The sequence below is a fragment of the Pedobacter kyonggii genome, assembly GCF_004310665.1.
In the GTDB taxonomy this organism is placed as follows: Bacteria; Bacteroidota; Bacteroidia; order Sphingobacteriales; family Sphingobacteriaceae; genus Pedobacter; species Pedobacter kyonggii.
Map to the genome: position 1 here is coordinate 319,461 of NZ_SIXF01000001.1, position 25,650 is coordinate 345,110.

At 38.9% G+C, this 25,650-nt stretch carries 22 protein-coding genes; 5 read left to right on the forward strand and 17 right to left on the reverse strand.

Annotated elements, in window-relative coordinates; genetic code table 11:
- Positions 1–70 precede the first annotated feature (70 nt).
- The 12 genes from EYS08_RS01425 to pckA form a co-directional block, all read right to left on the reverse strand.
- Positions 71–586, reverse strand: a complete 516-nt coding sequence (locus tag EYS08_RS01425) for an NADH-quinone oxidoreductase subunit NuoE family protein (RefSeq protein ID WP_057931424.1) — start codon at positions 584–586, stop codon at positions 71–73.
- Positions 579–1,793, reverse strand: a complete 1,215-nt coding sequence (locus EYS08_RS01430) for an NADH-quinone oxidoreductase subunit D (protein ID WP_131028078.1) — start codon at positions 1,791–1,793, stop codon at positions 579–581. The genes EYS08_RS01425 and EYS08_RS01430 overlap by 8 nt, the downstream gene beginning before the upstream one ends.
- A 3-nt stretch (positions 1,794–1,796) precedes the next feature.
- Entirely contained in the window at positions 1,797–2,297 is a 501-nt protein-coding gene (locus EYS08_RS01435) for an NADH-quinone oxidoreductase subunit C (protein WP_131028079.1), read from the reverse strand.
- Positions 2,297–2,839: an NADH-quinone oxidoreductase subunit B gene (locus EYS08_RS01440; protein ID WP_057931427.1), complete on the reverse strand. Its 543-nt coding sequence runs from the start codon at positions 2,837–2,839 to the stop codon at positions 2,297–2,299. Before EYS08_RS01440 ends, EYS08_RS01435 begins: the two co-directional genes overlap by 1 nt.
- A gap of 208 nt (positions 2,840–3,047) precedes the next feature.
- A complete protein-coding gene (locus EYS08_RS01445) occupies positions 3,048–3,419 on the reverse strand; it encodes an NADH-quinone oxidoreductase subunit A (RefSeq protein ID WP_029274758.1) in 372 nt (123 codons plus the stop codon).
- An 82-nt stretch (positions 3,420–3,501) separates the two neighbouring features.
- Positions 3,502–5,220 (reverse strand): tetratricopeptide repeat protein, encoded by a 1,719-nt coding sequence (locus tag EYS08_RS01450; protein WP_131028080.1) that lies wholly within the window; start codon positions 5,218–5,220, stop codon positions 3,502–3,504.
- A 79-nt stretch (positions 5,221–5,299) separates the two neighbouring features.
- The gene (locus EYS08_RS01455) at positions 5,300–6,202 is read right to left on the reverse strand and encodes a PstS family phosphate ABC transporter substrate-binding protein (protein WP_131028081.1); all 903 of its coding nucleotides are present in this window, start codon (positions 6,200–6,202) and stop codon (positions 5,300–5,302) included.
- A gap of 238 nt (positions 6,203–6,440) precedes the next feature.
- Positions 6,441–7,259 carry an energy transducer TonB gene (locus tag EYS08_RS01465; protein ID WP_131028083.1) on the reverse strand — a complete coding sequence of 273 codons (819 nt, stop codon included), beginning with the start codon at positions 7,257–7,259 and terminating at the stop codon, positions 6,441–6,443.
- Positions 7,260–7,278: 19 nt separating this feature from the next.
- Positions 7,279–7,785 (reverse strand): ExbD/TolR family protein, encoded by a 507-nt coding sequence (locus EYS08_RS01470; protein WP_131028084.1) that lies wholly within the window; start codon positions 7,783–7,785, stop codon positions 7,279–7,281.
- A gap of 3 nt (positions 7,786–7,788) precedes the next feature.
- Positions 7,789–8,403 carry a biopolymer transporter ExbD gene (locus EYS08_RS01475; RefSeq protein WP_131028085.1) on the reverse strand — a complete coding sequence of 205 codons (615 nt, stop codon included), beginning with the start codon at positions 8,401–8,403 and terminating at the stop codon, positions 7,789–7,791.
- Between the two features lie 74 nt (positions 8,404–8,477).
- A complete protein-coding gene (locus tag EYS08_RS01480; protein WP_131028086.1) occupies positions 8,478–9,308 on the reverse strand; it encodes a MotA/TolQ/ExbB proton channel family protein in 831 nt (276 codons plus the stop codon).
- Between the two features lie 298 nt (positions 9,309–9,606).
- On the reverse strand, positions 9,607–11,202 hold the full coding sequence (gene pckA / locus EYS08_RS01485; protein WP_131028087.1) for a phosphoenolpyruvate carboxykinase (ATP): 1,596 nt from the start codon (positions 11,200–11,202) through the stop codon (positions 9,607–9,609).
- 318 nt (positions 11,203–11,520) lie between these two features.
- Here pckA and EYS08_RS01490 point away from each other — a divergent pair, with 318 nt between their 5' ends.
- The 5 genes from EYS08_RS01490 to thrC all read left to right on the forward strand — a co-directional run bounded on the left by EYS08_RS01490 (position 11,521) and on the right by thrC (position 18,242).
- Positions 11,521–12,012 (forward strand): hypothetical protein, encoded by a 492-nt coding sequence (locus EYS08_RS01490; RefSeq protein ID WP_131028088.1) that lies wholly within the window; start codon positions 11,521–11,523, stop codon positions 12,010–12,012.
- A gap of 968 nt (positions 12,013–12,980) precedes the next feature.
- Positions 12,981–15,434 (forward strand): bifunctional aspartate kinase/homoserine dehydrogenase I, encoded by a 2,454-nt coding sequence (gene thrA, locus EYS08_RS01495; protein ID WP_131028089.1) that lies wholly within the window; start codon positions 12,981–12,983, stop codon positions 15,432–15,434.
- A gap of 4 nt (positions 15,435–15,438) precedes the next feature.
- Positions 15,439–15,897 carry a DinB family protein gene (locus tag EYS08_RS01500; RefSeq protein ID WP_131028090.1) on the forward strand — a complete coding sequence of 153 codons (459 nt, stop codon included), beginning with the start codon at positions 15,439–15,441 and terminating at the stop codon, positions 15,895–15,897.
- A 15-nt stretch (positions 15,898–15,912) separates the two neighbouring features.
- Positions 15,913–16,845, forward strand: a complete 933-nt coding sequence (locus tag EYS08_RS01505) for a homoserine kinase (protein WP_131028091.1) — start codon at positions 15,913–15,915, stop codon at positions 16,843–16,845.
- Between the two features lie 89 nt (positions 16,846–16,934).
- Positions 16,935–18,242: a threonine synthase gene (gene thrC, locus EYS08_RS01510; protein ID WP_131028092.1), complete on the forward strand. Its 1,308-nt coding sequence runs from the start codon at positions 16,935–16,937 to the stop codon at positions 18,240–18,242.
- 186 nt (positions 18,243–18,428) lie between these two features.
- Here the strand turns inward: thrC and EYS08_RS01515 are convergent, their stop codons facing one another.
- The 5 genes from EYS08_RS01515 to metH form a co-directional block, all read right to left on the reverse strand.
- Complete coding sequence (locus EYS08_RS01515; RefSeq protein ID WP_131028093.1) at positions 18,429–18,842, reverse strand: tail fiber domain-containing protein; 414 nt, start codon at positions 18,840–18,842, stop codon at positions 18,429–18,431.
- Between the two features lie 77 nt (positions 18,843–18,919).
- The gene (locus EYS08_RS01520; protein ID WP_131028094.1) at positions 18,920–19,222 is read right to left on the reverse strand and encodes a hypothetical protein; all 303 of its coding nucleotides are present in this window, start codon (positions 19,220–19,222) and stop codon (positions 18,920–18,922) included.
- 45 nt (positions 19,223–19,267) lie between these two features.
- Positions 19,268–20,659: a pyridoxal phosphate-dependent decarboxylase family protein gene (locus tag EYS08_RS01525; RefSeq protein ID WP_131028095.1), complete on the reverse strand. Its 1,392-nt coding sequence runs from the start codon at positions 20,657–20,659 to the stop codon at positions 19,268–19,270.
- A 177-nt stretch (positions 20,660–20,836) separates the two neighbouring features.
- Positions 20,837–21,790: a methylenetetrahydrofolate reductase [NAD(P)H] gene (metF, locus tag EYS08_RS01530; RefSeq protein ID WP_131028096.1), complete on the reverse strand. Its 954-nt coding sequence runs from the start codon at positions 21,788–21,790 to the stop codon at positions 20,837–20,839.
- A 68-nt stretch (positions 21,791–21,858) separates the two neighbouring features.
- A complete protein-coding gene (metH, locus tag EYS08_RS01535) occupies positions 21,859–25,557 on the reverse strand; it encodes a methionine synthase (protein WP_131028097.1) in 3,699 nt (1,232 codons plus the stop codon).
- Between the last annotated feature and the right edge of the window lie 93 nt (positions 25,558–25,650).

The following is a 25,650-nucleotide window of genomic DNA, read 5'->3' on the forward strand; positions in this document are numbered from 1 at the left end:
TTAGTCTAGAGTCTGTAGTCCGCAGTCCATAGTCATGAGTCAAAACGACTCTCGACTTAAGACTTTCGACTTAGGACTTATTTTTCAAATCTTCAATCAATTTATCTACACTTGCTTCGGTAAGGTTTTCATAGAAAGTATATTCCGGGCTAATCTGTAACACCGGACCGAAACCACAGGCAGCTAAACATTCAACTCCTCTAAAGCTGAATAAACCATCGGCAGTAACTTCACCTTCTTTAACACCTAACTTGTTTTCCAAGTGGCTTAATATTTTTTCGGCACCAACCAAGCAACAAGGACCGGTACGACAAACCTCCAAAGCATACTTGCCTTGTGGTTTTAAAAAGTACATGGTATAAAATGTTGCCACTTCGTAAACTTCAATGGGCTGAATATTTAAATATTCGGCAACCTTATCCATCGCTGGTGTACTCACCCAAAGGTATTCGGCCTGTACCAAGTGCAATAATGGCAACAAAGCTGATTTGTGCTTACCTTCGGGATAACGGCTCTTTACATCATCAAATTTGGCCAGCAATTCTGATGAAAACACTACAGGTGTTTGTTCTTCTACTTTAAGCATCTAATTCTCCTGCAATAATATTCATACTACTCATGTTGATAATGGCGTCAGACAATAACATGCCTTCGCTCATTGGTGCAAACATCTGGTAGTTTATAAAACTTGGTCTACGGAAGTGTAAACGGTACGGTGTACGGCCTCCATCGTTAATCAGATAGAACCCTAATTCACCGTTTCCGCCTTCTACAGCGTGATAAACTTCTGCTTTTGGTGCATCAATTTCGCCCATCACAATTTTAAAGTGATAGATTAATGCTTCCATATTGTTGTAAACTTCTTGTTTTGGAGGGAGGTAAAATTCAGGAACATCGGCATGAAAAATACCTTTTGGTTCTGTTTTTAACTTCACAAGCGCCTGTTCGATAATGCGGACACTTTGCCACATCTCTTCATTGCGCACTAAATACCTGTCGTAAATATCGCCACTTGTACCAACTGGAACCTCAAAGTCGAAATCCTGATATGAAGAATATGGATCGCTTACACGCACATCGTAATCTACACCGGTAGCACGTAAAAGTGGGCCAGTCCAGCTGTATTCTAAAGCAGTTTCTTTGGTTACTTCTGCAACACCAGCCGTTCTATCAATAAAAATACGGTTGCGTGTTAGCAGATTTTCGAACTCTTTTAACGCTTTAGGGAACTCTTTTAAAAACTTATCGATTTTAGCAAAGGCGATATCATTGAAATCTCGTTCGAAACCACCAATACGGCCAATATTTGTTGTTAAACGTGCACCACAAACCTCTTCAAAGATTTCGTAAATATGCTCACGAAACTGAAAAAGATATAAGAAAGTGGTAGTTGCTCCGGTATCCTGACCAATAATCGTGTTACAGATAATGTGATCGGCAATGCGCGAAAGCTCCATCACGATTACGCGAAGATAATCTACGCGTTTCGGCATCTGAATATTTAACAACTTCTCAACCGTCATGTGCCAGCCCATATTGTTAATAGGCGACGAGCAATAGTTTAAACGGTCGGTAAGTGGCGTAATTTGATAGAATGGGCGATGCTCAGCAATCTTTTCGAAAGCACGGTGAATGTACCCAATGGTAGAAACGCCGCTTACAATACGTTCGCCATCTAATTGCAAAACGTTTTGAAAAACGCCGTGTGTTGCAGGGTGCGTTGGGCCTAAGTTTAAGGTTACCAACTCACTTTGCGGGTCGTTATCTGTAAATACCGGATGGTTATGATTCATAGTTTACCTTCCAAAAAATTCGTCTTTTTTATCTACCCTGTTCGGGTCTTCCAATGGATACTGTTTCAACATCGGGTGAACACCTAAATCGTCCATATTTAAAATACGGCGTAAATCCGGGTGGCCTTCAAATTTGACTCCAAACAGATCGTAAGTTTCGCGTTCCATCCAGTTGGCACCTTTCCAAACGGTTGTTGCTGTAGGGATAGTTGGATTTTGCTCTGAAATGAAAACCTTAATCCTAATCCTAACTTTTTCTACCATGTTATGAAGATGATAAACAACAGCAATGCCATGGTCTTTACCTGGATAGTGAACGGCAGTGATATCAGTAAGGAAATTGAATTTTAAATCTTCTTTAAGATGCGAAAGCACATTGATGATCACATCTTTATAAGTTACAAAGGTTAGTAAACCATAAGGCTCAGAAACGGCAGTAACTTTTTCGCCAAACTTTTCAGTCAGCTTAACGTGGATATCGTTATTTAGTGTCGTTTCTTCCATTATTTAATGCCGTATTGACCTAAAAGTTCTTTGTAATAATCAGAATTTCTTCTTCTGCCTGATTCGCTTTTCACTAAATCCTGAATACGTTGAAAACCATCTAAAATGGCTTCAGGTCTTGGCGGGCAACCCGGAACGTAAACATCCACCGGAATAACCTCATCAATGCCTTGCAATACGGAATAAGTATCGAAAATGCCTCCACTACTTGCACAGGCACCAACAGCCATTACCCAACGTGGCTCTGCCATTTGGATATAAACCTGTTTTAATACCGGGGCCATCTTTTTAGCGATAGTTCCCATAACCATTAAAACATCAGCCTGACGGGGAGAAAAACTTAAACGTTCCGCACCGAAACGACCTAAATCGTAGTGAGACCCCATGGTTGCCATAAACTCGATTCCACAACAAGAAGTTGCGAAAGGTAATGGCCATAATGAATTTGAGCGGGCCAAACCAATCACTTTATCAAGAGAAGTGGCAAAAAAACCAGATCCTTCTATTCCTGGAGGCGCATCAACTATATTAATTTCACTCATGTTTATAAACAAAAAATGCTCATCCCTTTGCAGAATGAGCAACAAATTTACAATATTTTAAAGGCAAACAAACTAGCTTTACTCGATTTAGAACCTTTCTAAATAACCAAAAGTGCCCTGAGTTAGTGTAAGTGATACACATACAGTTTTCAGTTCCCAATTATCAGTGCGCAGTTTTGAAATTGCTAACTGAGAACTGCTAACTGAATTAGTTCCAGTCCAGGACTTTTTTCTTGATGACGTAGATGAAACCCAGCAATAATGTACCCATGAAAATGAACATTTCGATCATTCCATCCATCCGTAATGTACGGAAATTAACCGCCCAAGGATACATAAAGATAACCTCTACATCGAAAAGCACAAATAAGATGGCTACCACGAAATATTTGATAGAGAAAGGCTGACGTGCATTACCTACTGATTTAATACCGGCCTCAAAAGTTTCTAATTTATCGCTTGTTTTACGTTTTGGACCTAAAAAGTGGGTAGCAACCAGTGTGGTTACCACAAAACCTAAAGCAACAATTACTTGAAATATAATTGGTAAAAAATCTATAGCCGAACTTTGCGCTTGCATATTATTTATTTTATGATGCAAAAGTAAAAGAAAAAGGCAGAGTAACCAAACTCTGCCTTTTCTAAATTATTTAACTTTTTAATTATTTGCCTTTTGGCTTAGCTCCCGCGCCAGTCAACTCTTTTAATTTAGTTGTTGCATAACTGTCAGTTGGATCTAAAGCAAGACATTTATTTAAGTAATCAATTGCCTTAACCTTATCTTTATCAGCATACCAAGAGCCTAGCAATCTGTAAGACTCAATCAAATTATTTTTAGCGGCCGCTTGTTCTTCTGGTTTTACTAAGGTGATATATTTTTCATAAAAAGGAATCATTAAACCTTTAGGAGTTGCAGCGTTCTGAATTTGATCGATATAATCATTAATTCTGGCTCTAAAAAGATATGATTGAGCTAAATCAGGAGTTACTTTCGACAAATGGCTAAGCGCTGAATCACCTTGAATTAAACCTTGCAAATTCATTGGTTTCTTTTCACGCTTTAATGTATAAGATTCCATAAATCTATTTATTCCTATGTACAGATAGTTATATAAAGATCCTTTACCATTTGGATTATACTTAGACGCTAATTCATAAACTTCAGCTGATTTTGCAAACTTCTTCGCATCGTACAAGCTTTTACCAGCCTCTGCCAAAGCTTCAGCATTTGTTGAATCAAGTTTAGCTGCCTCAATAATATTACCAACTGCTAAGCTATCCTGTCCTGCTTTTAATTGTGCTTTACCTAAATAAAGGTAATCATTACCTAAAATCTTTGATTTATCTTTCTCCTTAGCAAAAAACTCGGTCATATAAGTTAAAGCCTGAGGATAGTTTTTATTTTCATAAGCAGCCCATCCTTTTAATCTCGCAACAACACCTGATTTAGAATCATTCGCTGGAACTTGAATGCTAGACGCAACTTGCTCTAATGTTTGAAAATCTTTAGCATAGTATAAAAACTGCATGTAACGCAATTGAGATTCTAAAGATTTATCGGTTAAATCCATATATTTTTTATAGTTCTCAATTCCTTTAGCTGCTTTTTCTTTATCTACACCAAAGCTACTCCATTGTAAATATAACTCACCTAACTCGCGATAAGCTGGGCCATAGTTTGCATCGGCAGCAATTACATCTTGTAATTCTTTTTCTCCTTCAGGAAAGGCTCTAGATTCCTTATACATTTTACCAATCTGCGTTTTAGCTCTTCTGTTGTTTGGATCAACATCACCAACACGCATGTACGGACCTAATGCCTCAGAATTTTTCTTCTGTAAAGCATAGGCATCACCTTGTGCCAAGAAAACTTCAGCATCTTTATCTTTAGAATCTAATTCGTCTGCTTTTGTAATGTTAGCCAAAGCACTTGTGAAATCAGGTTTAGATACATCATCACTTGGTTTATCCTGTGCCAAATAGGCTTTACCGATATACAAATAAGTTTTGTAATCTTTCGGTGCCAAAGCTACTGCCTTGTCGAAATTAGTTTTAGCAGAACTTGGGTTATTAGATAACATATCTGCTTCACCTAAACCGATTAAATTTAGGTTATTTTTCGGGTCAGCGGTAACACCTTTGGTAAATACGGCTCTAGCTGAGTCGATATAACCGGTTTTCAAGTAAACCAAACCAAGATTGTAATAGTTATCACCATCTGATGCTTTTGAGGTCACCAATGATTTAAGCATTGATGATGCTTTTTGGTACTGTTCAGCGTCAATGGCTTTTTTCGCGTCATTTAAATCTTGAGCAAAAACTGCAGAACCCATCAACACCAAACCTACATTTAAGGTTATTGCTTTCTTTAAAATTTTCATCGGATATTCTGTTTTTTTATTTAATAAAAATGAAGTGTCTCTTTAGATTTACTTCGTGGTTCAATTTATAATTTTTAATCTAATTTCCTTTTGTCAGGTTAATTTGTCTTGGCATTAATTTATGTGGCCCAAGTCCAGATTTAAGTACAATCAATTGCCCTCTCTGGCTTCTTAACCATATTGCAAATCCTGTGCCTAAACCATCTCTTCCTTCGCAATCTATAATATTTATATTCCTTAGGAAAGGATAAACACCATTGATTAAGTTATCTTGAGTTGGTTTATAGAACTGATCGTCTCCTACCTTACCTTTTACATTCTTTACGCCCATCAATTTTATCTGAGAAAGATACTCACTCATTTCAGCGTTTTTACCCGTGACCCAATTCACGCCTAAAATACCAATAAAATTTTTATCTTCTGCAATAAGTTTAATTACTTCTTTGCTGGAATTTTTAGAATAAACACCTGTAGCTGGAAATTGGCTGATATTGGCCAATTCTTTAAAATATTGAAAGGTACTTGAATAAGCGTTATCAAAGACCAATTTTTTATCTGATTTCTTCCCCTGTAATATATCAATCACATCTTTAACGTTAATTGTACTGTCGATATTGCCTTGATTTGTAATTAAAGCAATACCATCCACAGCAAATCGTGAGGTGTTTATTCTTATACTCCGCTGGTTATAATATTTTTCTTCAGCCTTGGTTAATAACCTTGGTAGTACAATTACCCTCACGCTATCATTCAAAAAAGCTGGTAAAAGTTTTTCGGCTGACTTTACCGTAGTTTCGAATTTTGCCTGCGGATAATCCAGGCTAAATACATCAATCTGATTTTGCACAATAGGGCCAACGCTTTCATCAACGAGCATTTTGAGTGTACCGCTGGTGCGGGTCTCTTCAACTGCTTCGGTTTTGTTTTTACGCTTACAAGCTACAAGAGCCAGGATTAAGAATATAAAAAGGAAATTTCTCATTGATTTAGTCTCGCCTGCTTAGGCTTAATAGTCTTACAAAAGCATAAATGATTAAGAGTATTCCAATCGCGATTCTACCCCATTGCGGAATAGCGCCTAAACGCAGGGCTATTGGCTCCCAAAAGATAAATGCAAGCCCCAATACCACATAAAAGACAAACATGATAAGGCCTAAAATAAGCAAAAACCGCTGTTTAGGCGATTTTTGCTTAAAGATATCAAAATTTAACATCTACTATTAGTTCAATGTAAAGTTAACGTTGATGTTGTATTTTACCCTTACCGGCTTACCATTTTGGATACCTGGGTTCCAACGTGGGCTAGCTTTTAATACACGGATGGCTTCTTCATCAGTTCCGCTACCCAAACCACGGGTAACTTGAATATCAGTTAATTTACCATCTTTTTCAACAACGAAGGATAAAAACACTTTACCCTGTACGTTATTTTCTTGTGCCATTGGCGGGTATTTAATTGCGTTTCCTAAGTACTTATAGAATTTAGCAATACCGCCTGGAAATTCCGGTTGTTTCTCGATACTAACAAAGTCGTAAACTTTATTATCATCAACCGCAACAGCAGCTTCTCTTTTTGGTCCCTCACCTACTGGCTCAGCGATAACAATATCAGCTGTTGGATCACCTTTAATATCTCTCTGGCCTGGATCTGCTTCCTTCAACTTTTCAACCGTTGGTGGTTCATCACGAACCTCGATATCGGGTTTTACAATTGGAGGTGGCATTTTCACCTGGTCAATTTTCGGTGGCGGTGGCTCTACCGGTGGTGGTGGTGGTGTTTTAGGGTCTACTGGTGGTGGTGGCGCTAAAATTACTTCCTGTGCTTTTAATTGCTCTTCTTCCTGGTCCATTGAGCCTTTAATCAGGCTAAAGATTTTAGGTGAGAAAAATAACACTAGAAATATTACAGAGCCAATAATTAATGCTCTTGTGGTATTTGCACCATTGGTTTTACGCAATTGGTACGCACCGTAGCTTTTGTTTTTATCCGCAAAAACCACTTCAAGCCATTCTTTTCTGAATATATCTAACTTCGACATAACTATTGGTTTTTATTGATTATAAAATTCCTTGTTCCTTCATGGCCTGCTTCTCGTTATCAAGGATATTATCGTCATCAATCTGACGAACCTTAACTTTAAGAATTTCCAATTCGTCCATAATATCCACAAAGTTCTGGAAAGTAGATCCTGAAGTTGGTTTTACCAATACAACAAAGTCTCCAGCAACACCCGAAGCATCAGCTGTTTTTCTATTTTTAACAATAGATTCTCCAACTTGTGATACAGATTCGATATTTGGAGCAGTTTCACCTGCTACGCCCATGTACCAAGCTACCTTATCTTTTTTACCCAATAAGATGGTCATGGTTTTACTTGCTTTCAGTTCCAATCTGTTTTCAGGTAACTTCTCGTTTTTATCTGGTTTTGCAATATCCATCGCCTGTGGAGTAGATATTGATGTAGTTAAGATAAAGAATGTTACCAAAAGAAACATTAGATCCACCATTGGAGTCATATCAACCCTTGGTGTGGCTTTCTTCCCGCCTGTATTTAATTCTGCCATTTCTTATTTCTTTTTAGCTTCAGCGTTAGTAACCAATAAAAATTTGTTTACACTTTGCTTCTGAAGCACATCAATAATCTTTTTCACAACCGGATATTCTTCTTTAGCATCACCTTTGATACTTACACGCATATCCTGATTATTTATTTCTTTAGTTGCTTTACGAGCATTTAAAACCCATGAGTTAAGCTGGTTGTCTGTAGAATCGGTAGGAATACCTCTTTGTACACCTGGTTTCATACGCTCACCACCATCCATTTTGATAAACGATTTTAGGCTTGCAACAGGAACACCAAAACTACCAATCGATGAGAATCTTTTAATCTCCTCAGGTGTAAAGGTCATTTTGTATTGTTCTCCCATTAACTCTAAGGTTTTAGCCCTAACTTTTGTGCCTGCCACTTCAAAGAAAACCTGACCTTGACCAATGGTTAAAATTGCATTGTTTTCTGCCGGTACTTTAAACTCATACGTAGATGAGGGGGTAGAAACGGCCAGAGGTTCTGGTTGTCTTGCCGTAGCAGTTAATATGAAGAACGTTAGTAACAGTGCAGCTACGTCGCACATGGCGGTCATATCTGTTACGGTACTGGTTCTTTTAACTTTAATTCTAGGCATAATATTTTAACTTTTTAATAATGATGATCTTTTTTCCGGTTTTCCATAAAGCCGGTAAAAATATTTTCAAAAAATTATTTATGCGAACTAGCGTAAGTTTGAACGATGCTAAAACCTGCCTCATCAATAGCATACGTTAATTTATCAATTTTAGAGGTTAAAATGTTGTACATGATAATTGCTAATGTTGAAACCGCAATACCTGTCATCGTATTAATCAAGGCTTCAGAGATACCTACCGCTAATGCTGACTGATCTGGAGCACCAGAGTTTGCTAAACCGGCGAATGCGCGGATCATACCTGTTACCGTACCTAATAAACCGATCAAAGTACCAATTGATACCAATGTAGCAATGATGGTTAAGTTTTGCTCTAACATTGGCATTTCTAAAGCTGTAGCTTCTTCTACCTCTTTTTGGATAGCAACGATTGATTGCTCAACATCCATATTAGTATCAGCTTCAACTTCGCTATATTTTTTCAAACCAGATTTAATTACGTTAGCAACTGAACCTTGTTGTTTATCACACTCAGCTTTTGCAGCCTCGATGTTACCTGCGCTTAATAAACCTTGCACTCTGCGAATGAAACTATCTAAGCTAGATTTTCCACTTGCTTTACCAATAACGATGATACGTTCAATAGAGAATACAATAGTAGTTAATAATAGTCCGATCAATACCGCTACGATTGGACCACCTTTGTAAGCTGTACCAGGATAGTTATTTGGCAAAGGTAGGTTTTCAGAATTGTTGTCGATAAAGTTTGACGGATCCCCTAATACGAATTTCCAGATAGTGAAACCGACAATAATACAGATAGGAATTACCAATGTTGCGAAAATGTTAGATGCACTAGAAGAGCTCTCTTTTTTAACAGTTGTTGGTTTTGGTGCGTTTGCCATTTTTTTTGAAATTTTAGTTTTAGTTCTTGTTTTTAATTTTTAGCTGTTTTTTTCTTTTGTACTACACTCAACGTTTCATATCCGAAATTGTTGCGAAAAACAAATTTATAAATTGATTTTAAATTACAAATTAATAAATCAATAAGCAATTAAATCGTTACTTAGAATTTAGTTTCGGTAAATCACCAAGGGTGTATAACAAAAAAATTGCCCCAGCCGAGGCAATTCTTTCACAATAAAAACTAAAAAAAAATCGAATTGCAAATTTTTCGCTCAAAAAATGCATTTTAAAGTGCATTTAACATAATTTTAACGCTTCGTGTCTGCTTTTTGGTACTTTTGTCAGTTCGAACTGCTTGAAATTCTCTTTAAAGGCATCCGACAGTTCGTATGCTTTTAAAAAGTATTCTTCCTGATTGCTCCATGTTTTAGAGGGGTCTAAAATTTCGTCCGGTACCCCAGGACAATTTAATGGCATCATCAATTTAAATACGTGGTGTTGCTTATATTTATTATGATCTAAGTCTCCATTTAACGCTGCCGTAATCATCGCTCTGGTATAACTTAATTTCATCCTTCTACCTACGCCGTAAGCGCCACCGCTCCAACCCGTATTTACTAACCATACGTTTACCTGATGTTTTTCCATCTTCTCGCCCAATAGTGCGGCATATCTAGATGGGTGCAATGGCAAGAAGGCTTTACCAAAGCAAGCCGAAAACGTTAACTGAGGTTCTGTCACCCCCGTTTCTGTTCCTGCAACCTTGGCTGTATATCCGCTCATAAAGTGGAACATGGCCTGTTCTACATTCAATTTTGAAATTGGAGGCAATACACCAAACGCATCTGCAGTTAAGAAAAAGATATTTTTCGGAACAGCCGCTATTGATGGTAAAATCGCATTGTCAATATAATCTATTGGATAAGCCACACGGGTATTTTCCGTTTTACTGATGTTGCTATAATCAACCTCCTTCGTACCTGGAAAAAAATTGATATTCTCTAGCAACGAGCCAAATTTGATCGCCTTAAAGATCTGAGGCTCTTTCTCTTCGGTTAAGTCTACGCATTTTGCATAGCAACCGCCTTCGAAGTTAAATACAGAATCTTTACCCCAGCCATGTTCATCATCACCTATCAATCCTCTCTCTGGATCGGCAGACAAGGTGGTTTTTCCCGTCCCTGACAAGCCGAAGAATATAGCGGTATCGCCATTTTTACCCACATTGGCCGAACAGTGCATGGATAGCGTATTCTTATTTACTGGCAGGATAAAGTTTAAAACAGAAAAAATTCCTTTTTTAATTTCGCCGGTATAACCAGTTCCCCCGATCAAAATCATTTTCCTGGTGAAATTGATGATGGAGAAGTTTTCCTGTCTGGTTCCGTCAATAGCCGGATCGGCCAAGAAACCTGGTGCAGCAATGATGGTCCACTCTGGTGTGCTCCCTAAACCATCCTCTTCCGGGCGGATAAACAAATGATGAGCAAAAAGATTCTGATAAGCCGTTTCTGTAATTACCCGGATGGATATATCGTAATCCGGATTGGCACAGGCCGAAGAATCGCGGACATAGATTTGCTTATCTTCAAGGTAATTTGTTAGCTTATAAAACAGCTGATCGAATTTCTCCGGAGAAATTTTAATGTTTACATCACCCCACCAAACCTGGTCTTCGGTTACCTCGTCGCATACAATAAAACGGTCTTTAGGAGAACGTCCGGTAAACTTTCCGGTATCAACCGCCAGTGCTCCTGAAGCAGCCAGCGTACCTTCTTTATTTAATAAGGCATCATCAATTAATTCCGTTGGAGATAATTGGTACTTTACAGCAATGTTTCCACCTAGATTTAAATAGCTTAAATCTGGCGTTTGCAGTTTCTTTTTGCTCATAACAATAAGTTAGTTAGTACAGCAAAGGTAAATACTTATCTTCCACAAAAACTAGTTTTGAAGCGTAATTTTTTACATATTGTAGCAAATACACTATTATGTAAACAATTTATTTACAGCTATTTACACGCTATTTTACAGTATAAAAAAAATTAAAAAATTACACTAAGTAAAATCTGCTAAATGGTTTTGGCTAGTTTAAACTTTTAATAGATAAGGCTTTAAGTGCCCATAAATCTTTAATAGCAGCGTTAAAAGATTAACATCTATTCGGAAATGAATTAAAGATTATACTTTTATGTAGTAACATGATCAATAATGAACTGGGAAATACTTAGAAAAAAGATATATTATATTGATGGCTCCTTAAGGGATATCTATGTTAAAGATACAAGTATGGGAGATTGGGAAAAATGGATAGACCTCATCAACACCAAATATGAAGTGAAATTTTATAATGTGCTCTCGGGTGAAATTGAAAGCCGTATTAATAAAAGCATTGTATTTGATTATTGGAATGGAAAAACCGACCTACTTAATAATGTTACTATATATTTAGGAAATATTCTGGTTAAATGCCATTTCTTTGGTGGCAATGAAATTGAAAATGATATTACCCCTACAGAAATTAATTCGATCGAAGACCATAACAGGTTAGTAGATTATTTAAAAGATATTTCTACCTGCTTAGGCAAAGAAGTTATGCTAACTCCAGAAAATTATTCGGAAGAAGACAAGAAATTAATTATTGTTAATGAAAACGGAATTGAGCTTGATTTTTCAGATCATCCTATTGGAGGCAAATATTGAATATCAAAAAATGACAGGCAACAATAGCTTAAAAAGCTTATCCATTATCTCGTTAACAATATTATTATTGTTATTAATCTGGAATATAGTTCCAATAATACAGGCTAGAATGCAGTTAGTTAGCGATTTTATCCCTAGCAGTATTATTTATGACCTCGCAAAACCTTATATATACATCAGTTCTGTTTTGGTTTTTGCTAACATTATAGCATTTCTATTATTCTTTCTAAAGAAATATTTACCAGTGATTATTTTGGGTAGTATTGCTTTTTGCATTCATGGAGTATATATTTTTTTGAATTAATTATACTCGTTTACCACTTCGCCAGGTGGGCGCCCCTCCAAAGGAGGGGAATTATACGCTGGAAGGTAACCCACTTAAATAGAAGCACAAGCCCATATTAAAGTAAACCTGAAAAAAGCGGCAGCTCCCGATCTCACTAACAACAAAACAGCACTCCCATCGGGACTATAGCGGTTAGCAGGGCTGCACCATCTAAGGAACGACTACAGCATTTTTCTAAAGATTAAAATTTACTGATCAACCACCCCGTCCTACGGGCGCCCCTCCTTGGAAAAAGGAGGAGAGTTGGATCAGTCGTAGTAAAAACAATACCGGTTTTGGGTTCATAAAATGCGGCTATTTCATCCACTTAAACGTTTTAATAGAAATTTCGAAATAAAAATCAAAAAACATTTGCATTTTAAAAAAATAATCTCCTACTTTACGGTGTACAAAGTACACAAAGACAAGATGAATTTTAACACTTCGATTATTACAACGATTATTATTACCACCGGTATAAACCAGCGGGGCTAATTTGTTGTAAATTGAAAAAACATAAAACACAGAAAGCGTCCCGATGAAAGTCGGGACGCTTTTTTTTTAAACCCATGCTGAATGAAACCTGTACGAGCAACCATGAATTATCCGCACAGCACCAAACAGTTAAAACCAATATAGACTAATGAAAGTACTCAAATTCGGCGGCACATCCGTAGGTTCGGCCGAGAACATTAAAACCCTCTTACGCCTGGTTGGCGAAGAAAAACAGAAGAACAGTCCGGTAGTTGTATTATCGGCAATGAGTGGTGTAACCAATTTACTTACCGATATGGCCGAAATGGCCGAGCGTGGAGAAGATTACGATGCCCATTTAAAAGAAATCGAAGCAAAACACTTTGCTGTAATCCGCTCGCTTTTACCTGCGGCTGCACAAAACCCTGTGTTTACACGCCTAAAGATCTTTTTTAACGAATTGGAAGATCTGTTACAGGCTGTGGCCAATCTGCGCGAACTGAGTTTGCAGACCAAAGATCAGATTTTGAGTTATGGCGAACGCTGCTCTACTTTTATGATCAGCCACATTGCTTCTCAAAATTTTGGCGATGCGCTTTATGTTAACGGTTCTGACCTGATTAAAACCGACAGCAACTTCGGTCAAGCGAAAGTAGATACCGAATTGACTGAAATGCTGATCAACAATTTTTACCAGGAAAATAAAGGCAAAGTGCTTTTTGTTACTGGGTTTATAGCAAGCAATGCAGCAGGGCGGGTAACTACCCTGGGCCGTGGCGGCTCTGATTATACTGCAGCGGTTTGGGGTGCAGCCTTAAATGCGGAAGAAATAGAAATATGGACGGATGTAAACGGCATGATGACGGCTGATCCGCGCATTGTGAAAAAGGCTTTCTCGTTACCGGAGTTAAGCTATACCGAGGCCATGGAGCTGAGTTATTTCGGAGCAAAAGTGATCTACCCGCCAACGATGATTCCTGCTTTTATGAAAAAGATTCCGATTGTGATCAAAAACACTTTCGAACCTGATTTCGCAGGAACTTGTATCAAAAGTGATGTTAAAGCATCAAGTTTACCCATAAAAGGAATTTCCTCTATCGATCATATCAGCATTATTAACCTAACTGGTAGTGGTATGGTGGGTAAGGCAGGCTTTAGCGGAAGATTATTCTCACTGCTTTCGCGCGAACAGATCAATGTAGTATTGATTACCCAATCTTCATCAGAACATAGCATTACTTTCGCTGTTAAACCAACGGATGCTTCACAGGCCATTTCTTTAATCAAAAAAGAGTTTGAACTGGAATTAGACGCTAAAAAACTAGAATTACCAGAAGTTGAAAATAATTTGGCTGTATTGGCTATTGTTGGTGAAAACATGAAACGCACCCCAGGTATGAGCGGACGTTTGTTTAGCGCTTTAGGCCGCAACGGTATCAATGTAAGGGCTATTGCTCAGGGTTCTTCAGAATATAACATCTCGGTAATCATCAGCAAAGACGATTTATCGAAAGCGGTTAATGCGGTTCACGATGCTTTCTTTACTGATCTGAAAAGAACATTAAACGTTTTCTGCCTGGGCACTGGAAACATTGGCAAAACCTTGTTTAACCAACTGAAAGAACAGATGCCTTTCTTAGCGGCCAACAACGATCTGCAGGTTAAGGTAACGGGTATCAGTAATACACGGAAAATGATTTTCAATACTGACGGTCTGTCGTTAGAAAATTGGGAAGCGGAATTGAATACAAATGGTGAACAGGCAGATTTAGCGGGTTTTGTTGCCAAAATGAAAGCACTAAACTTACCAAACTGCGTTTTTGTGGATAACACAGCTGCAGAATCGCCAATAGAATTTTATCAGGGCATATTCGAAAGCAGCATTTCGGTAGTAACCTGTAATAAAAAAGGTAACTCTGCCGATTTTGCCCAGTATAAATCATTTAAAGATACAGCCCGTAAATTTGGTGTTGATTTTTATTATGAAACCAATGTTGGTGCAGGCCTGCCAATCATCCGTACCCTGCGCGAACTGATGATGAGCGGTGATAAGGTAGCCCGGATTGAAGCGATTTTATCAGGAACGATTTCTTACATCTTCAATAATTTTAAAGGTGACGCCGGTTTTTACGAAACAGTAAAGGAAGCACAGGAACTGGGTTATACCGAACCAGATCCTCGCGACGATTTAAATGGAAAAGATTTTATGCGTAAAATGCTGATCCTTGCCCGTGATGCTGGTTATCCGTTAGAAGCCAGTGATGTAAAAATCGACAACATTTTGCCAGAAGCCTGCTTAAATGCTACATCGGTTGAAGATTTCTATTCTGAATTACAGGCTAACGCGGCCTACTTCGAAAATTTAAAGAATACCGCAGCCAACGATGGAAAAGTTTTGCGTTACATCGGTAAGCTTGAAAACGGAAATGTAGAAATCAGTCTGCAAATGGTTGATGACAGTCATCCTTTTTATATGCTCTCGGGAAGTGATAATATTATCTCTTTTACTACAGATCGTTACAAAACCCGTCCACTGGTGGTAAAGGGCCCGGGCGCTGGTGCAGAAGTTACCGCTGCCGGAGTTTTTGCGGACATCATTAACGTAGGTACTTTAAATAAATAGCGGGATGAATTCGGTTTTAGACAAAAAGAACGAGATCCTTCACCTGGTTAATCAGGCGATGATTGATTTCGAAAATATTTCGGATGAGGCCTGGAATGATAAACCACAGCCTTTAAAATGGTCTAAAAAAGAATTGTTGGGTCATTTGGTAGATAGTGCAGTTAACAACATCCGTCGTTTGGTTGTTGGACAATACGAAGAAGGGGTTAAAATTATTTATCATCAGGATGAATGGGTAAACTACCAAAACTACCAGGGGGCAGCTATTGCAGAAGTTATAATGCTTTGGAAGTTGTTAAACTATCAGATTAGCCGGGTTATTGAAAATGTTCCAGAGGAAAAGCTTCAAAATACCTGTGACACAGGAAAAGGGAAAATAGAAATGCACACCCTTTCTTTTTTTATCGATGATTACTTAGTGCATTTGAAATATCATTTAAACCAAATAACGCTTAACAAATAGCTAAGCCAATTAATAATGAAAAATAGTATAAAAGTTTTCGCTCCGGCAACCGTTGCAAACGTAGTTTGCGGTTTCGATGTACTGGGTTTCGCTGTAAACGAACCTGGCGATGAAGTTGAAATGCGATTTACCGATACACCTGGTGTGGTGATCAAAAGAATTACTGGCGATGATGGCCGTTTGCCTTTAGATGCAGCGAAAAATACCGTAAGTTCGAGTGTTCAACATTATTTAAAGCATATAAACCGTTTGGATGTTGGTGTAGAAATTGAACTGCACAAGAAAATGCCCATTGGCAGTGGATTGGGCTCAAGCTCGGCCAGTACAGTAGCTGGTTTGTTTGCCATTAACAAATTAATGGGTGATTTATTAACCACTAAAGAGCTGGTTCCTTTTGCCATGAAAGGTGAAGAACTTGCCTGTGGTTATGGCCATGCCGATAACGTTGCCCCTGCATTATTGGGTGGTTTTGTATTGGTGAGAAGTTACGAACCGCTTGATGTAATTTCTTTACCTACCCCAGCTGGCATGTATGCAGCAATTGTTTATCCAGAAGTGGATGTACCGACCAAAGATGCACGCCAAATGATCCGCAGTAAAGTAGCATTAAAAGATGCGGTTACCCAGTGGGGAAATGTTGCAGGTTTAGTGAGTGGATTGTTCATGAATGATTTTGATTTAATTGGAAGGAGCATGAAAGACGTTCTGGTAGAACCAACACGTTCGATTTTGATTCCTGGTTTTGAAGAAATGAGAAAACTGGCGATGGAAAACGGTGCAATCGGTTTCGGAATTTCAGGTTCGGGTCCATCTGTTTTTGCACTAACTCAAGATGAAGAAACAGCCAGAAAAATAACCAAATCGCAACAACAACATTTACATAAGATAAATATTAACAGCAAAGCTTTTGTATCTCCGGTTAACGCGGAAGGACCGAGAGTACTTTAAAGTAGGCTGGAAGGTAGAAGGCATAAAGGCTGAGGGTTGTACTCGGCGCCATAATCCTAAACCTTACACCCCTAAACCTAAACCTCAAAATGAAACTATACTCAACCAACAATAAGGATTTACGTGTTTCTTTCAAAGAAGCCGTTTTTAACAGCATGCCGCAGGATAAAGGCTTATATATGCCTGTAGAAATCCCGCAGCTTGATCCCGAATTCATCCAGAATATTGAGCAGTACACTTTACCAGAAATAGCTTATAAAGTAGCTTCTGCTTTATTAAAAGATGAGATTCCGGCTGAAGATTTAAAGGCTTTAATTGATGATGCCATTAATTTTGAAGCTCCTGCCGTTAAACTTGATGACAAAACTTTTGTGCTCGAATTGTTCCATGGTCCATCTTTGGCCTTTAAAGATTTCGGCGCCCGTTTTATGAGCCGTGTGATGGCTTATTTCTTAAGAGACGGCGAACAACTTTTAGATGTTCTCGTTGCTACTTCTGGCGATACCGGTGGCGCAGTAGCTTTAGGTTTCTTAGGTGTGCCGAATACGAGGGTAACTATTCTTTACCCAGAAGGGAAAGTGAGCCCGATACAAGAACTGCAGTTAACCACCAATGGCGAAAATATCAGAGCCGTTGAAGTTAAAGGTACTTTTGATGACTGCCAGGCTTTAGTGAAACAGGCTTTTGCAGATGATGAGCTGAATGCTAAATTCAGATTGACTTCTGCCAATTCGATTAACATTTCGAGATTAATTCCGCAAACATTTTATTATTTCAATACTTACGCCCAACTGAAAAAGCAAGGTTTAAAAGACGTGATGTTTTCAATACCAAGTGGAAATTTCGGAAATATTGGCGCCGGTTTATTGGCCTATAAATTAGGATTACCTGTTAAACAGTTTATCGCGGCTACCAATGTTAACGATACCGTTCCACGCTTTTTGGAAAGTGGTGTATATGAAACGAAACCATCTACACAAACCTACTCGAACGCCATGGATGTAGGGGCACCAAGCAATTGGGTACGCATTATGGATCTGTTTAGTCAGGATGTAGAGGCCATAAAAAAAGTGGTTACTTCTTATCGTTTTACTGATGATGAAACATTAAAAGGCATCAAAGAAATTGACAGCAAGTTAAACTATGTAGCTTGTCCGCATACTGCAATTGCTTATTTGGCGGTTGAAAAATACAGAAGTGAAAACCCTACAGATGAAAGTGCAGCAGTTTTCTTATCTACAGCACACGCCTGTAAGTTCCCTGATATTTTCCCTACAGATATTGCTGCTAAAATCGAAATCCCTGAGCAGGTAAAAGCTTTAGAAAGCAAACCAAAACATGCTGACCAATTAGGGGTGGATTTTGAAGGATTTAAGGAGTATTTGCTTAAAGGATAGTAAGTAAAATATACTTCTATTTCGAAAGTTCGTCATTCCCAATCAAGTTGGGAATGACGTATCTATAAAATAATGTCCCTATTTCATACTTCTCTGTGTATTCCCTTTTAAGCACTTAGAACAAAATACCGGACCAACTTAAAAAACAGAGATTAAAAAAATCCCGACTTTCATCGGGATTCCTTTTTACTTAGTGTTTTGCGATTTTAATGTTTTAAGCTCGCGTTGCAGGGCTTCTATCTGTTGCTGTTGCTCCTTTATACTGGCGACCAAAAGCGGGACTAAACTGTCGTAATCTACCTTGGTAATAGTAGCATTTCTAAATGCGTTTTTACCTGATGCATAACTTTTTGCCTGTACAGAAACAATTTCAGGAACAGCTGTTTTAGCTTCAGTACCTACAAAACCATATTGCGGTTTGGTGGATAACTTTAGTTTTTCTGCCCAGGTTTTATCGTAATTAAAACTTACCGGCTGTAGCTTAGTTACCTGAATAAGGGCATTTTCTACTGGTTTAACATTGTTCTGTACAACTTCTTGTGCACTGATTTTTAAAGAAGCAGCGATTAATAACACTGCAAATGAAATTGCTCGTTTCATATATATTATTTGTAATTTTTAAAATAGACAATTGGTTCCGTTTTTGCGAAACGGAGTTTAAACATAAAAGGATATGCTTATACGGAAGGTGGCGGTGTTAAAACCTCTGGGAAGTAAGCCAGTTGGAAAGAATGATCAGGAATGAGCACCTTTTTTGAAGTTTGAAGAGGAAAATATAAAGCTCCATGAAACACGATTTGCTGCACCGCATATTCGGTTTCTACTTTCTTTTCTTCCTTCTCTGTCGCGTCATCATTTGTAGATAAAACTTCAATGTTATTGTCAGAATAGCTTAAATACGAAACTGCATGGCTCACTTTTAAGAAAAGAGCAATCGCAGTGCAGGCAATAAGTACATATTTAAGACCATCTAATTTCATCGGTACAAAGATAAAACGCTACAACATTAAAACAATAATTTAAGGTTAAAGTTCTGTAAGAATTTCGAGCATAGCTGCCTTAGCCAACTCAACATCAGCCGCTGAGGTCCGCCAGTTTACAAAAGCAGCACGAATCCCCTTCTTCCCGTTATAAAATGTAGGGGTCATAAAAACTTTTCCGCCCGCGTTTAACTTATTCAGAAATGTTGCAACTAAACTTTCATCTGTTAACGAAAAACAAACAGTATTTAAACGTACAGGCGCCATGAGCTCGAAGTTTGGATTTTCATTAATGAAATCGGCAAACAGTAAGGCCACTTCAACGTTACTTTCTACAATTTTCTGATAACCCTGTTTTCCATAGCTTGTTAAGGTAAACCATGCGGGCAAAGCTTTTAAGCGACGAGAGTTTTCTGGCAAGAAATTTAAGTAGCTGAAATTTTCCATCGGATTGCCCAAATATGCCGCATTAGAATTTTGAAAAGTTTCTACCTGTAACAATTGATGTTTTTCTTTCACCAAAAACACCGCACTTTCGTAAGGTACGTTTAGCCATTTGTGGCAGTCAACTGTGATGCTATCGGCGTTTCCCCAACCCTTAAGCAAATGACAGTATTTGGGTGAGCAGGCAGCGAAGCCACCAAAGGCTGCATCAATATGCCACCAGAAATTATATTTTTCTTTTAAAGTATTAATGGCTTCAAAATCATCAAAATCAACCGTATTTACGGTTCCGGCGCTGGAAATCAGCATGAAAGATTGGCCATTTAAGGCTTGGATTTTCAGTTCAAGATCGGCAATATCCAATGCTTCGCGGTTGCCTGGCATTACGTTTACCTGAATAAAATTGCCACTTCCCAAGCCCAGCATCGATAAGGATTTTATGGCTGATGAGTGTGGCGTAGCCGACAGTACTTTTACCGTACCTGATATACCTTCTCTGGCAAAATCTTTCCCAAATTGTTTACCAATCCATTGCCTGGCAACAGCTAGGCACGTAAAATTAGATAAGGTTGCTCCAGTTACAAACCCTCCGAAAAAGTCGTTGGGAAGGTTAAACAACGAAATTAATAACTGGATGGTTTCGAGTTCGATGATGGCCGAAACATCGCCGTTACCTTTTGCACTTTGCGTGTTTTGATCGTAGATAGTCGACAGCCAATCGCCAGCAATAGCAGCAGGTGTAGTACCACCGGTTACAAAACCCCAGTATCTTGGACCAGACGAGGCCACCATAATGGGTTCAAAACGCTGATTAAATTGTTTTAAGGCTTCAACTGTACCAAAACCCTGCTCACTTAAATCCCGGATAATCTCTACTTCAGTGGAACTTGCTGTAGACCGTTCATGAATATGGTTTAAATAATCTATTCCTTGTTGTTTAACTTCTGTTAGTATGACATCAAGGTTTTGTTGGTCGATATTTAAATTATTCATGATGATAATTTTAAGTAATAAAGAAAATACGTCATTGCGAGGCACGAAGCAATCTTAAAGCGCTAGGTTAATTAGCGATCGTTGTAGGATTATTCATTTTGCAGTTGTTTTTAAAGGCATTCATGAGCTCACTTCGTTCGGTTATCTTCGTGCCTCGCAATGACGACGCTTTTTAGACTAAAAAATAGCCTTCGCGATCTTTTTGGTCTGCTCAGGGCGGCCCATGGTGTAAAAGTGTAATACCGGTGCACCAAAATCAATCAGTTCTTTACATTGTTTAATCATGGCTTCGGTACCAATTTCTTTTGCCTCGTTATTGTTTTTTGCGTGCGATAGCGCATCCGTTAACTCATCAGGCAAATCGATGTGAAATATTTTAGGCAGCACATTTAACTGAGATAAGGTACTAATCGGTTTCAAACCTGGTATAATTGGAATATTGATATCGTTTTCCCTGCATTTTTTTACAAAGTCGAAATACTTCTGGTTATCGAAGAACATCTGCGTAACAATAAACTCTGCCCCTGCTTCAACTTTCTTTTTCAGGAATTTGAAATCGGTACTCATGTTAGGCGCTTCGAAATGTTTTTCAGGATAGCCAGCCACGCCAATACAGAAATCGCTTTTAAAGGTTTCTACATCTTCGTGGAGAAATTTACCCTCGTTATGGTTCTTGATGTGCTCGATCAAATCTGTAGCATAACAGTGTCCACCAGGAGTTGGTACGAAATTCCCATCTGCCTTACGGGCATCGCCCCGCAAAGCCAATACGTTATCGATTCCCAAAAACTGTAGGTCGATCAATGCATTTTCAGTCTCTTCTTTGGTAAATCCACCGCAAATGAGATGTGGAACGGCATCAACCTTATATTTATGGATAATGGCCGCACAAATGGCAATGGTTCCTGGACGCTTACGATAAGATACCTTTTGTAGCAAACCATTGGCCTGTTCTTTATAAATGTAATCCTCGCGGAGCGAAGTTACATCAATAAAAGGGGGATTAAACTCTAATAATGGCTCTATCGCATCATAAATCCATTGTATACTTTGCCCTTTAATAGGCGGCAATAATTCAAAAGAGAACAAGGTTTTACCCTTTGCGTTTTTTATATGGTCTGTAATCTTCATACCCCTACCCCTAAAGGGGCTTTAAATTTTAATTTGTAAACGATTCCCTCCCCTTTAGGGGCTGGGGATTAATAAGCTAAATTTGGACTTAACCACCGCTCCACTTCTTCAATCGGCATATTCTTTCTGATGGCGTAATCTTCAATCTGATCTTTGGTAATTTTTCCCAATCCAAAATACCTCGAATCGGGGTGTGCGAAATAAAACCCACTTACCGCTGCTGTTGGATACATGGCATAACTTTCGGTTAAGTGTAATCCAATTTTATTCTCCGCATCAAGCAATTGGAATAAAGTTCCCTTTTCGGTGTGTTCCGGACAGGCGGGATAACCTGGTGCGGGACGTATACCTGCGTATTCTTCCTTAATCAATTCCTGGTTGCTCAGGTTTTCATCCTGTGCATAACCCCAGTACTCTTTACGTACACGTTCGTGCAAGCGTTCTGCGAAAGCTTCAGCTAAACGATCGGCCAATGCTTTGGCCATGATACTATTGTAATCATCGTAATTGGATTCGAACTCATTTACCAATTCATCAATCCCGATACCTGCGGTTACGGCAAAACCACCAAAATAATCCTGAATACCACTTTCTTTGGGCGCGATGAAATCAGACAAAGCATAATAAGGCTGCCCATCTACTTTTTCGGCCTGCTGGCGGAGGGTGTGAATTTTGACTAGTTTGGAATTTGGGGTTTGGAGTTTAGAGTCTCCCAACTCAGCACTCTCAACTTTCAACTCGATGTCGTCTCCTACTGCATTTGCTGGCCAGAAACCGATTACAGCTCTTGCTGTTAACAGTTTTTCGTCGAGGATACGTTTTAATAAGGTCTGTGCATCATCAAAAAGTTTCTTCGCTTCGTCGCCTACATTTTTATCGTCGAAAATTTTAGGATAACTGCCACGGAGCTCCCAGGTATGGAAAAACGGCGTCCAATCGATATAGGGAACCAGTTCTTCTAAAGGGTAATCATAAAAAACCCTTGTACCCGTAAATTCCGGAACGGGTAGGTTAGGTTGAAAATCGATCTTAAATTTATTTGCACGCGCTTCTTCTAAGGTTTTAAAACGTTTATCCGATCGTTTATTTAAATGCGCTTCGCGGGCTTTGTCATACTCTGCCCTGATACCTGCCACATAATCGTCTTTTGTTTCAGGATTCATCAAGGTGCTGCAAACGGTAACACTTCTGGAAGCATCTAATACGTGGATAGCGGGTCCCGAATAATTTGGCGCTACTTTTACCGCAGCATGGATTCTTGAAGTAGTTGCTCCACCGATAATTAAGGGAATGGTAAAACCTTCGCGTTCCATTTCTTTGGCAAAATGGACCATTTCATCCAATGATGGTGTAATCAATCCACTTAAACCAATAATATCGGCCTTTATTTCTTTGGCTTTTTTGATGATTTCCTGTGCAGGAACCATCACGCCCATATCAACAATTTCGAAGTTATTACAAGCCAATACTACACCCACAATATTTTTTCCAATATCGTGCACATCGCCTTTTACGGTTGCCATTAGAACTCTTCCTGCAGATGAACTTTGATCCTGATCGGGATTATCCAGCTTCTCCTGTTCGATAAATGGCAATAAATAGGCTACAGCTTTTTTCATTACCCTTGCCGATTTTACCACTTGTGGCAAGAACATTTTTCCGGCACCGAATAAATCACCCACAATGTTCATCCCATCCATCAACGGTCCTTCGATTACCTGAATCGGGCGGGCATATTTTTGTCTGGCTTCTTCCACATCATCATCCAGGTATTCTACAATTCCCTTTACTAAAGAATGAGATAACCGCTCTTCAACAGCGCCTTTTCTCCACTCTTCATCTTTAACCACCTCTTTACCTTTCGATTTTACGGTATCGGCATATTCTACCAAACGCTCCGTAGCATCGTCTCTTCGGTTTAAGAGTACATCTTCTACCCTTTCTAACAATTCGGGTGGAATTTCCTGATAAACCTCTAACATCCCTGCATTTACGATCCCCATATCTAAACCAGCCTGAATGGCGTGATAAAGAAATGCAGAATGCATCGCTTCGCGAACGGTATTATTCCCCCTGAAAGAGAAAGAAATATTAGAAACCCCTCCGCTCACTTTTGCATGAGGTAGGTTTTCTTTGATCCAACGGGTAGCATTTATAAAATCGACAGCATAATTATTATGTTCTTCTAATCCGGTTGCAACGGTTAAGATATTCGGATCGAAAATAATATCCTCTGCCGGGAAACCAATTTCATTCACTAGGATATCATAACTTCTTTTGCAAATTTCTTTCCTGCGCTCGTAATTATCAGCCTGTCCCTGCTCATCAAAAGCCATTACTACTACAGCAGCGCCATATTGCATAATTTTGCGAGCGCTTTCACGGAATTTATCTTCACCTTCTTTTAAAGAGATAGAGTTTACGATTCCTTTTCCCTGCAAACATTTTAAGCCATTTTCAATAACCGACCATTTAGATGAATCGACCATGATGGGCAATTTGGCAATATCAGGTTCAGAGGCAATGAGATTTAAAAATTTGGTCATTGCCGCTTCCGAATCTAACATCCCTTCATCCATGTTTACGTCGATTACCTGCGCACCACCTTCAACCTGTTGCAAAGCAACGGCCAATGCGGCTTCATAATCGCCGCCCAAAATCAGTTTAGAGAATTTAGGAGATCCGGTAATATTTGTTCTTTCCCCAATGTTTACAAAAATGCTTTCTGGAGTGATGGTTACAGGCTCCAATCCGCTTAAACGCATATAAGGTTCGATTACAGGGATTTTGCGGGGCTCAGCTTTCCTTGCATTTTTAGCAATACAGCCAATATGTTGTGGTGTAGTACCACAACAGCCACCAACAATGTTCACAAAACCAGATGCAATAAAATCATCAACCAAATGTGCTGTTTCATGCGGCTGTTCATCGTAAGCACCAAACTCGTTTGGCAAACCAGCATTTGGATAAGCCGAAACATAACAGCCCGCTTTTGCAGCAAGCTCCTCAATATGCGGGCGCATTTCTTTAGCACCCAAAGCACAGTTAAAACCGATACTTAATGGTTTTGCATGCATTACAGAGTTCAAAAAAGCTTCGGCAGTTTGGCCAGAAAGTGTTCTTCCAGATGCATCGGTAATGGTACCAGAAATCATGATCTCCAGTTTACGGCCAATTACCTCTTCGTATTTTTTAATGGCTACAATAGCCACTTTAGCATTTAAAGTATCGAAAATGGTCTCGATTAATAATACATCAGAACCACCATCTACCAAGCCACGCACCTGCTCATAATAAGCTTCTTCTAACTCATCAAAATAAACGGCCCTAAAACCAGGATCGTTTACATTCGGCGACATGGAAAGGGTACGGTTGGTTGGGCCAATAGCACCGGCAACAAAACATTTACGGTCTGGATTTGCAGCCATGAACTCGTTTACGGCTTCTTTTGCCACCCGCGCACCTTCAAAACTCATTTCGTATGAAAGGTCTTCCATCTGGTAATCGGCCATGGAAATGCGCTGTGTACTGAACGTATTGGTTTCGATAATATCGGCACCAGCGGCCAGGTACTCCAGGTGTATTGTTTTAATAATATCCGGACGTGTAATGTTGAGCAAATCGTTATTGCCTTTTACATCACAGGGATGGTTTTTAAATCGCTCCCCTCTAAAATCTTCTTCGGTTAAGGTATATCGCTGAATCATGGTACCCATTGCACCATCAATCACCAAAATACGTTTTTCTAATTCTTCTCTTATGCTCATTCTTGTTGTAAGATTTGAGATGTGAGATGTGAGATATGAGATATTAGATATAAGAGCTGTTAGATATGAGATTGGCTAGACGTTACGTCTCTA

What these genes read in the sequence shown, in the direction of transcription:
- EYS08_RS01425 (WP_057931424.1), bottom strand. Translation starts at nt 586, where the DNA reads ATGCTTAAAGTAGAAGAACAAACACCTGTAGTGTTTTCATCAGAATTG.
- EYS08_RS01430 (WP_131028078.1), bottom strand. Translation starts at nt 1,793, where the DNA reads ATGAATCATAACCATCCGGTATTTACAGATAACGACCCGCAAAGTGAG.
- EYS08_RS01435 (WP_131028079.1), bottom strand. Translation starts at nt 2,297, where the DNA reads ATGGAAGAAACGACACTAAATAACGATATCCACGTTAAGCTGACTGAA.
- EYS08_RS01440 (WP_057931427.1), bottom strand. Translation starts at nt 2,839, where the DNA reads ATGAGTGAAATTAATATAGTTGATGCGCCTCCAGGAATAGAAGGATCT.
- EYS08_RS01445 (WP_029274758.1), bottom strand. Translation starts at nt 3,419, where the DNA reads ATGCAAGCGCAAAGTTCGGCTATAGATTTTTTACCAATTATATTTCAA.
- EYS08_RS01450 (WP_131028080.1), bottom strand. Translation starts at nt 5,220, where the DNA reads ATGAAAATTTTAAAGAAAGCAATAACCTTAAATGTAGGTTTGGTGTTG.
- EYS08_RS01455 (WP_131028081.1), bottom strand. Translation starts at nt 6,202, where the DNA reads ATGAGAAATTTCCTTTTTATATTCTTAATCCTGGCTCTTGTAGCTTGT.
- EYS08_RS01465 (WP_131028083.1), bottom strand. Translation starts at nt 7,259, where the DNA reads ATGTCGAAGTTAGATATATTCAGAAAAGAATGGCTTGAAGTGGTTTTT.
- EYS08_RS01470 (WP_131028084.1), bottom strand. Translation starts at nt 7,785, where the DNA reads ATGGCAGAATTAAATACAGGCGGGAAGAAAGCCACACCAAGGGTTGAT.
- EYS08_RS01475 (WP_131028085.1), bottom strand. Translation starts at nt 8,403, where the DNA reads ATGCCTAGAATTAAAGTTAAAAGAACCAGTACCGTAACAGATATGACC.
- EYS08_RS01480 (WP_131028086.1), bottom strand. Translation starts at nt 9,308, where the DNA reads ATGGCAAACGCACCAAAACCAACAACTGTTAAAAAAGAGAGCTCTTCT.
- pckA (WP_131028087.1), bottom strand. Translation starts at nt 11,202, where the DNA reads ATGAGCAAAAAGAAACTGCAAACGCCAGATTTAAGCTATTTAAATCTA.
- EYS08_RS01490 (WP_131028088.1), top strand. Translation starts at nt 11,521, where the DNA reads ATGAACTGGGAAATACTTAGAAAAAAGATATATTATATTGATGGCTCC.
- thrA (WP_131028089.1), top strand. Translation starts at nt 12,981, where the DNA reads ATGAAAGTACTCAAATTCGGCGGCACATCCGTAGGTTCGGCCGAGAAC.
- EYS08_RS01500 (WP_131028090.1), top strand. Translation starts at nt 15,439, where the DNA reads ATGAATTCGGTTTTAGACAAAAAGAACGAGATCCTTCACCTGGTTAAT.
- EYS08_RS01505 (WP_131028091.1), top strand. Translation starts at nt 15,913, where the DNA reads ATGAAAAATAGTATAAAAGTTTTCGCTCCGGCAACCGTTGCAAACGTA.
- thrC (WP_131028092.1), top strand. Translation starts at nt 16,935, where the DNA reads ATGAAACTATACTCAACCAACAATAAGGATTTACGTGTTTCTTTCAAA.
- EYS08_RS01515 (WP_131028093.1), bottom strand. Translation starts at nt 18,842, where the DNA reads ATGAAACGAGCAATTTCATTTGCAGTGTTATTAATCGCTGCTTCTTTA.
- EYS08_RS01520 (WP_131028094.1), bottom strand. Translation starts at nt 19,222, where the DNA reads ATGAAATTAGATGGTCTTAAATATGTACTTATTGCCTGCACTGCGATT.
- EYS08_RS01525 (WP_131028095.1), bottom strand. Translation starts at nt 20,659, where the DNA reads ATGAATAATTTAAATATCGACCAACAAAACCTTGATGTCATACTAACA.
- metF (WP_131028096.1), bottom strand. Translation starts at nt 21,790, where the DNA reads ATGAAGATTACAGACCATATAAAAAACGCAAAGGGTAAAACCTTGTTC.
- metH (WP_131028097.1), bottom strand. Translation starts at nt 25,557, where the DNA reads ATGAGCATAAGAGAAGAATTAGAAAAACGTATTTTGGTGATTGATGGT.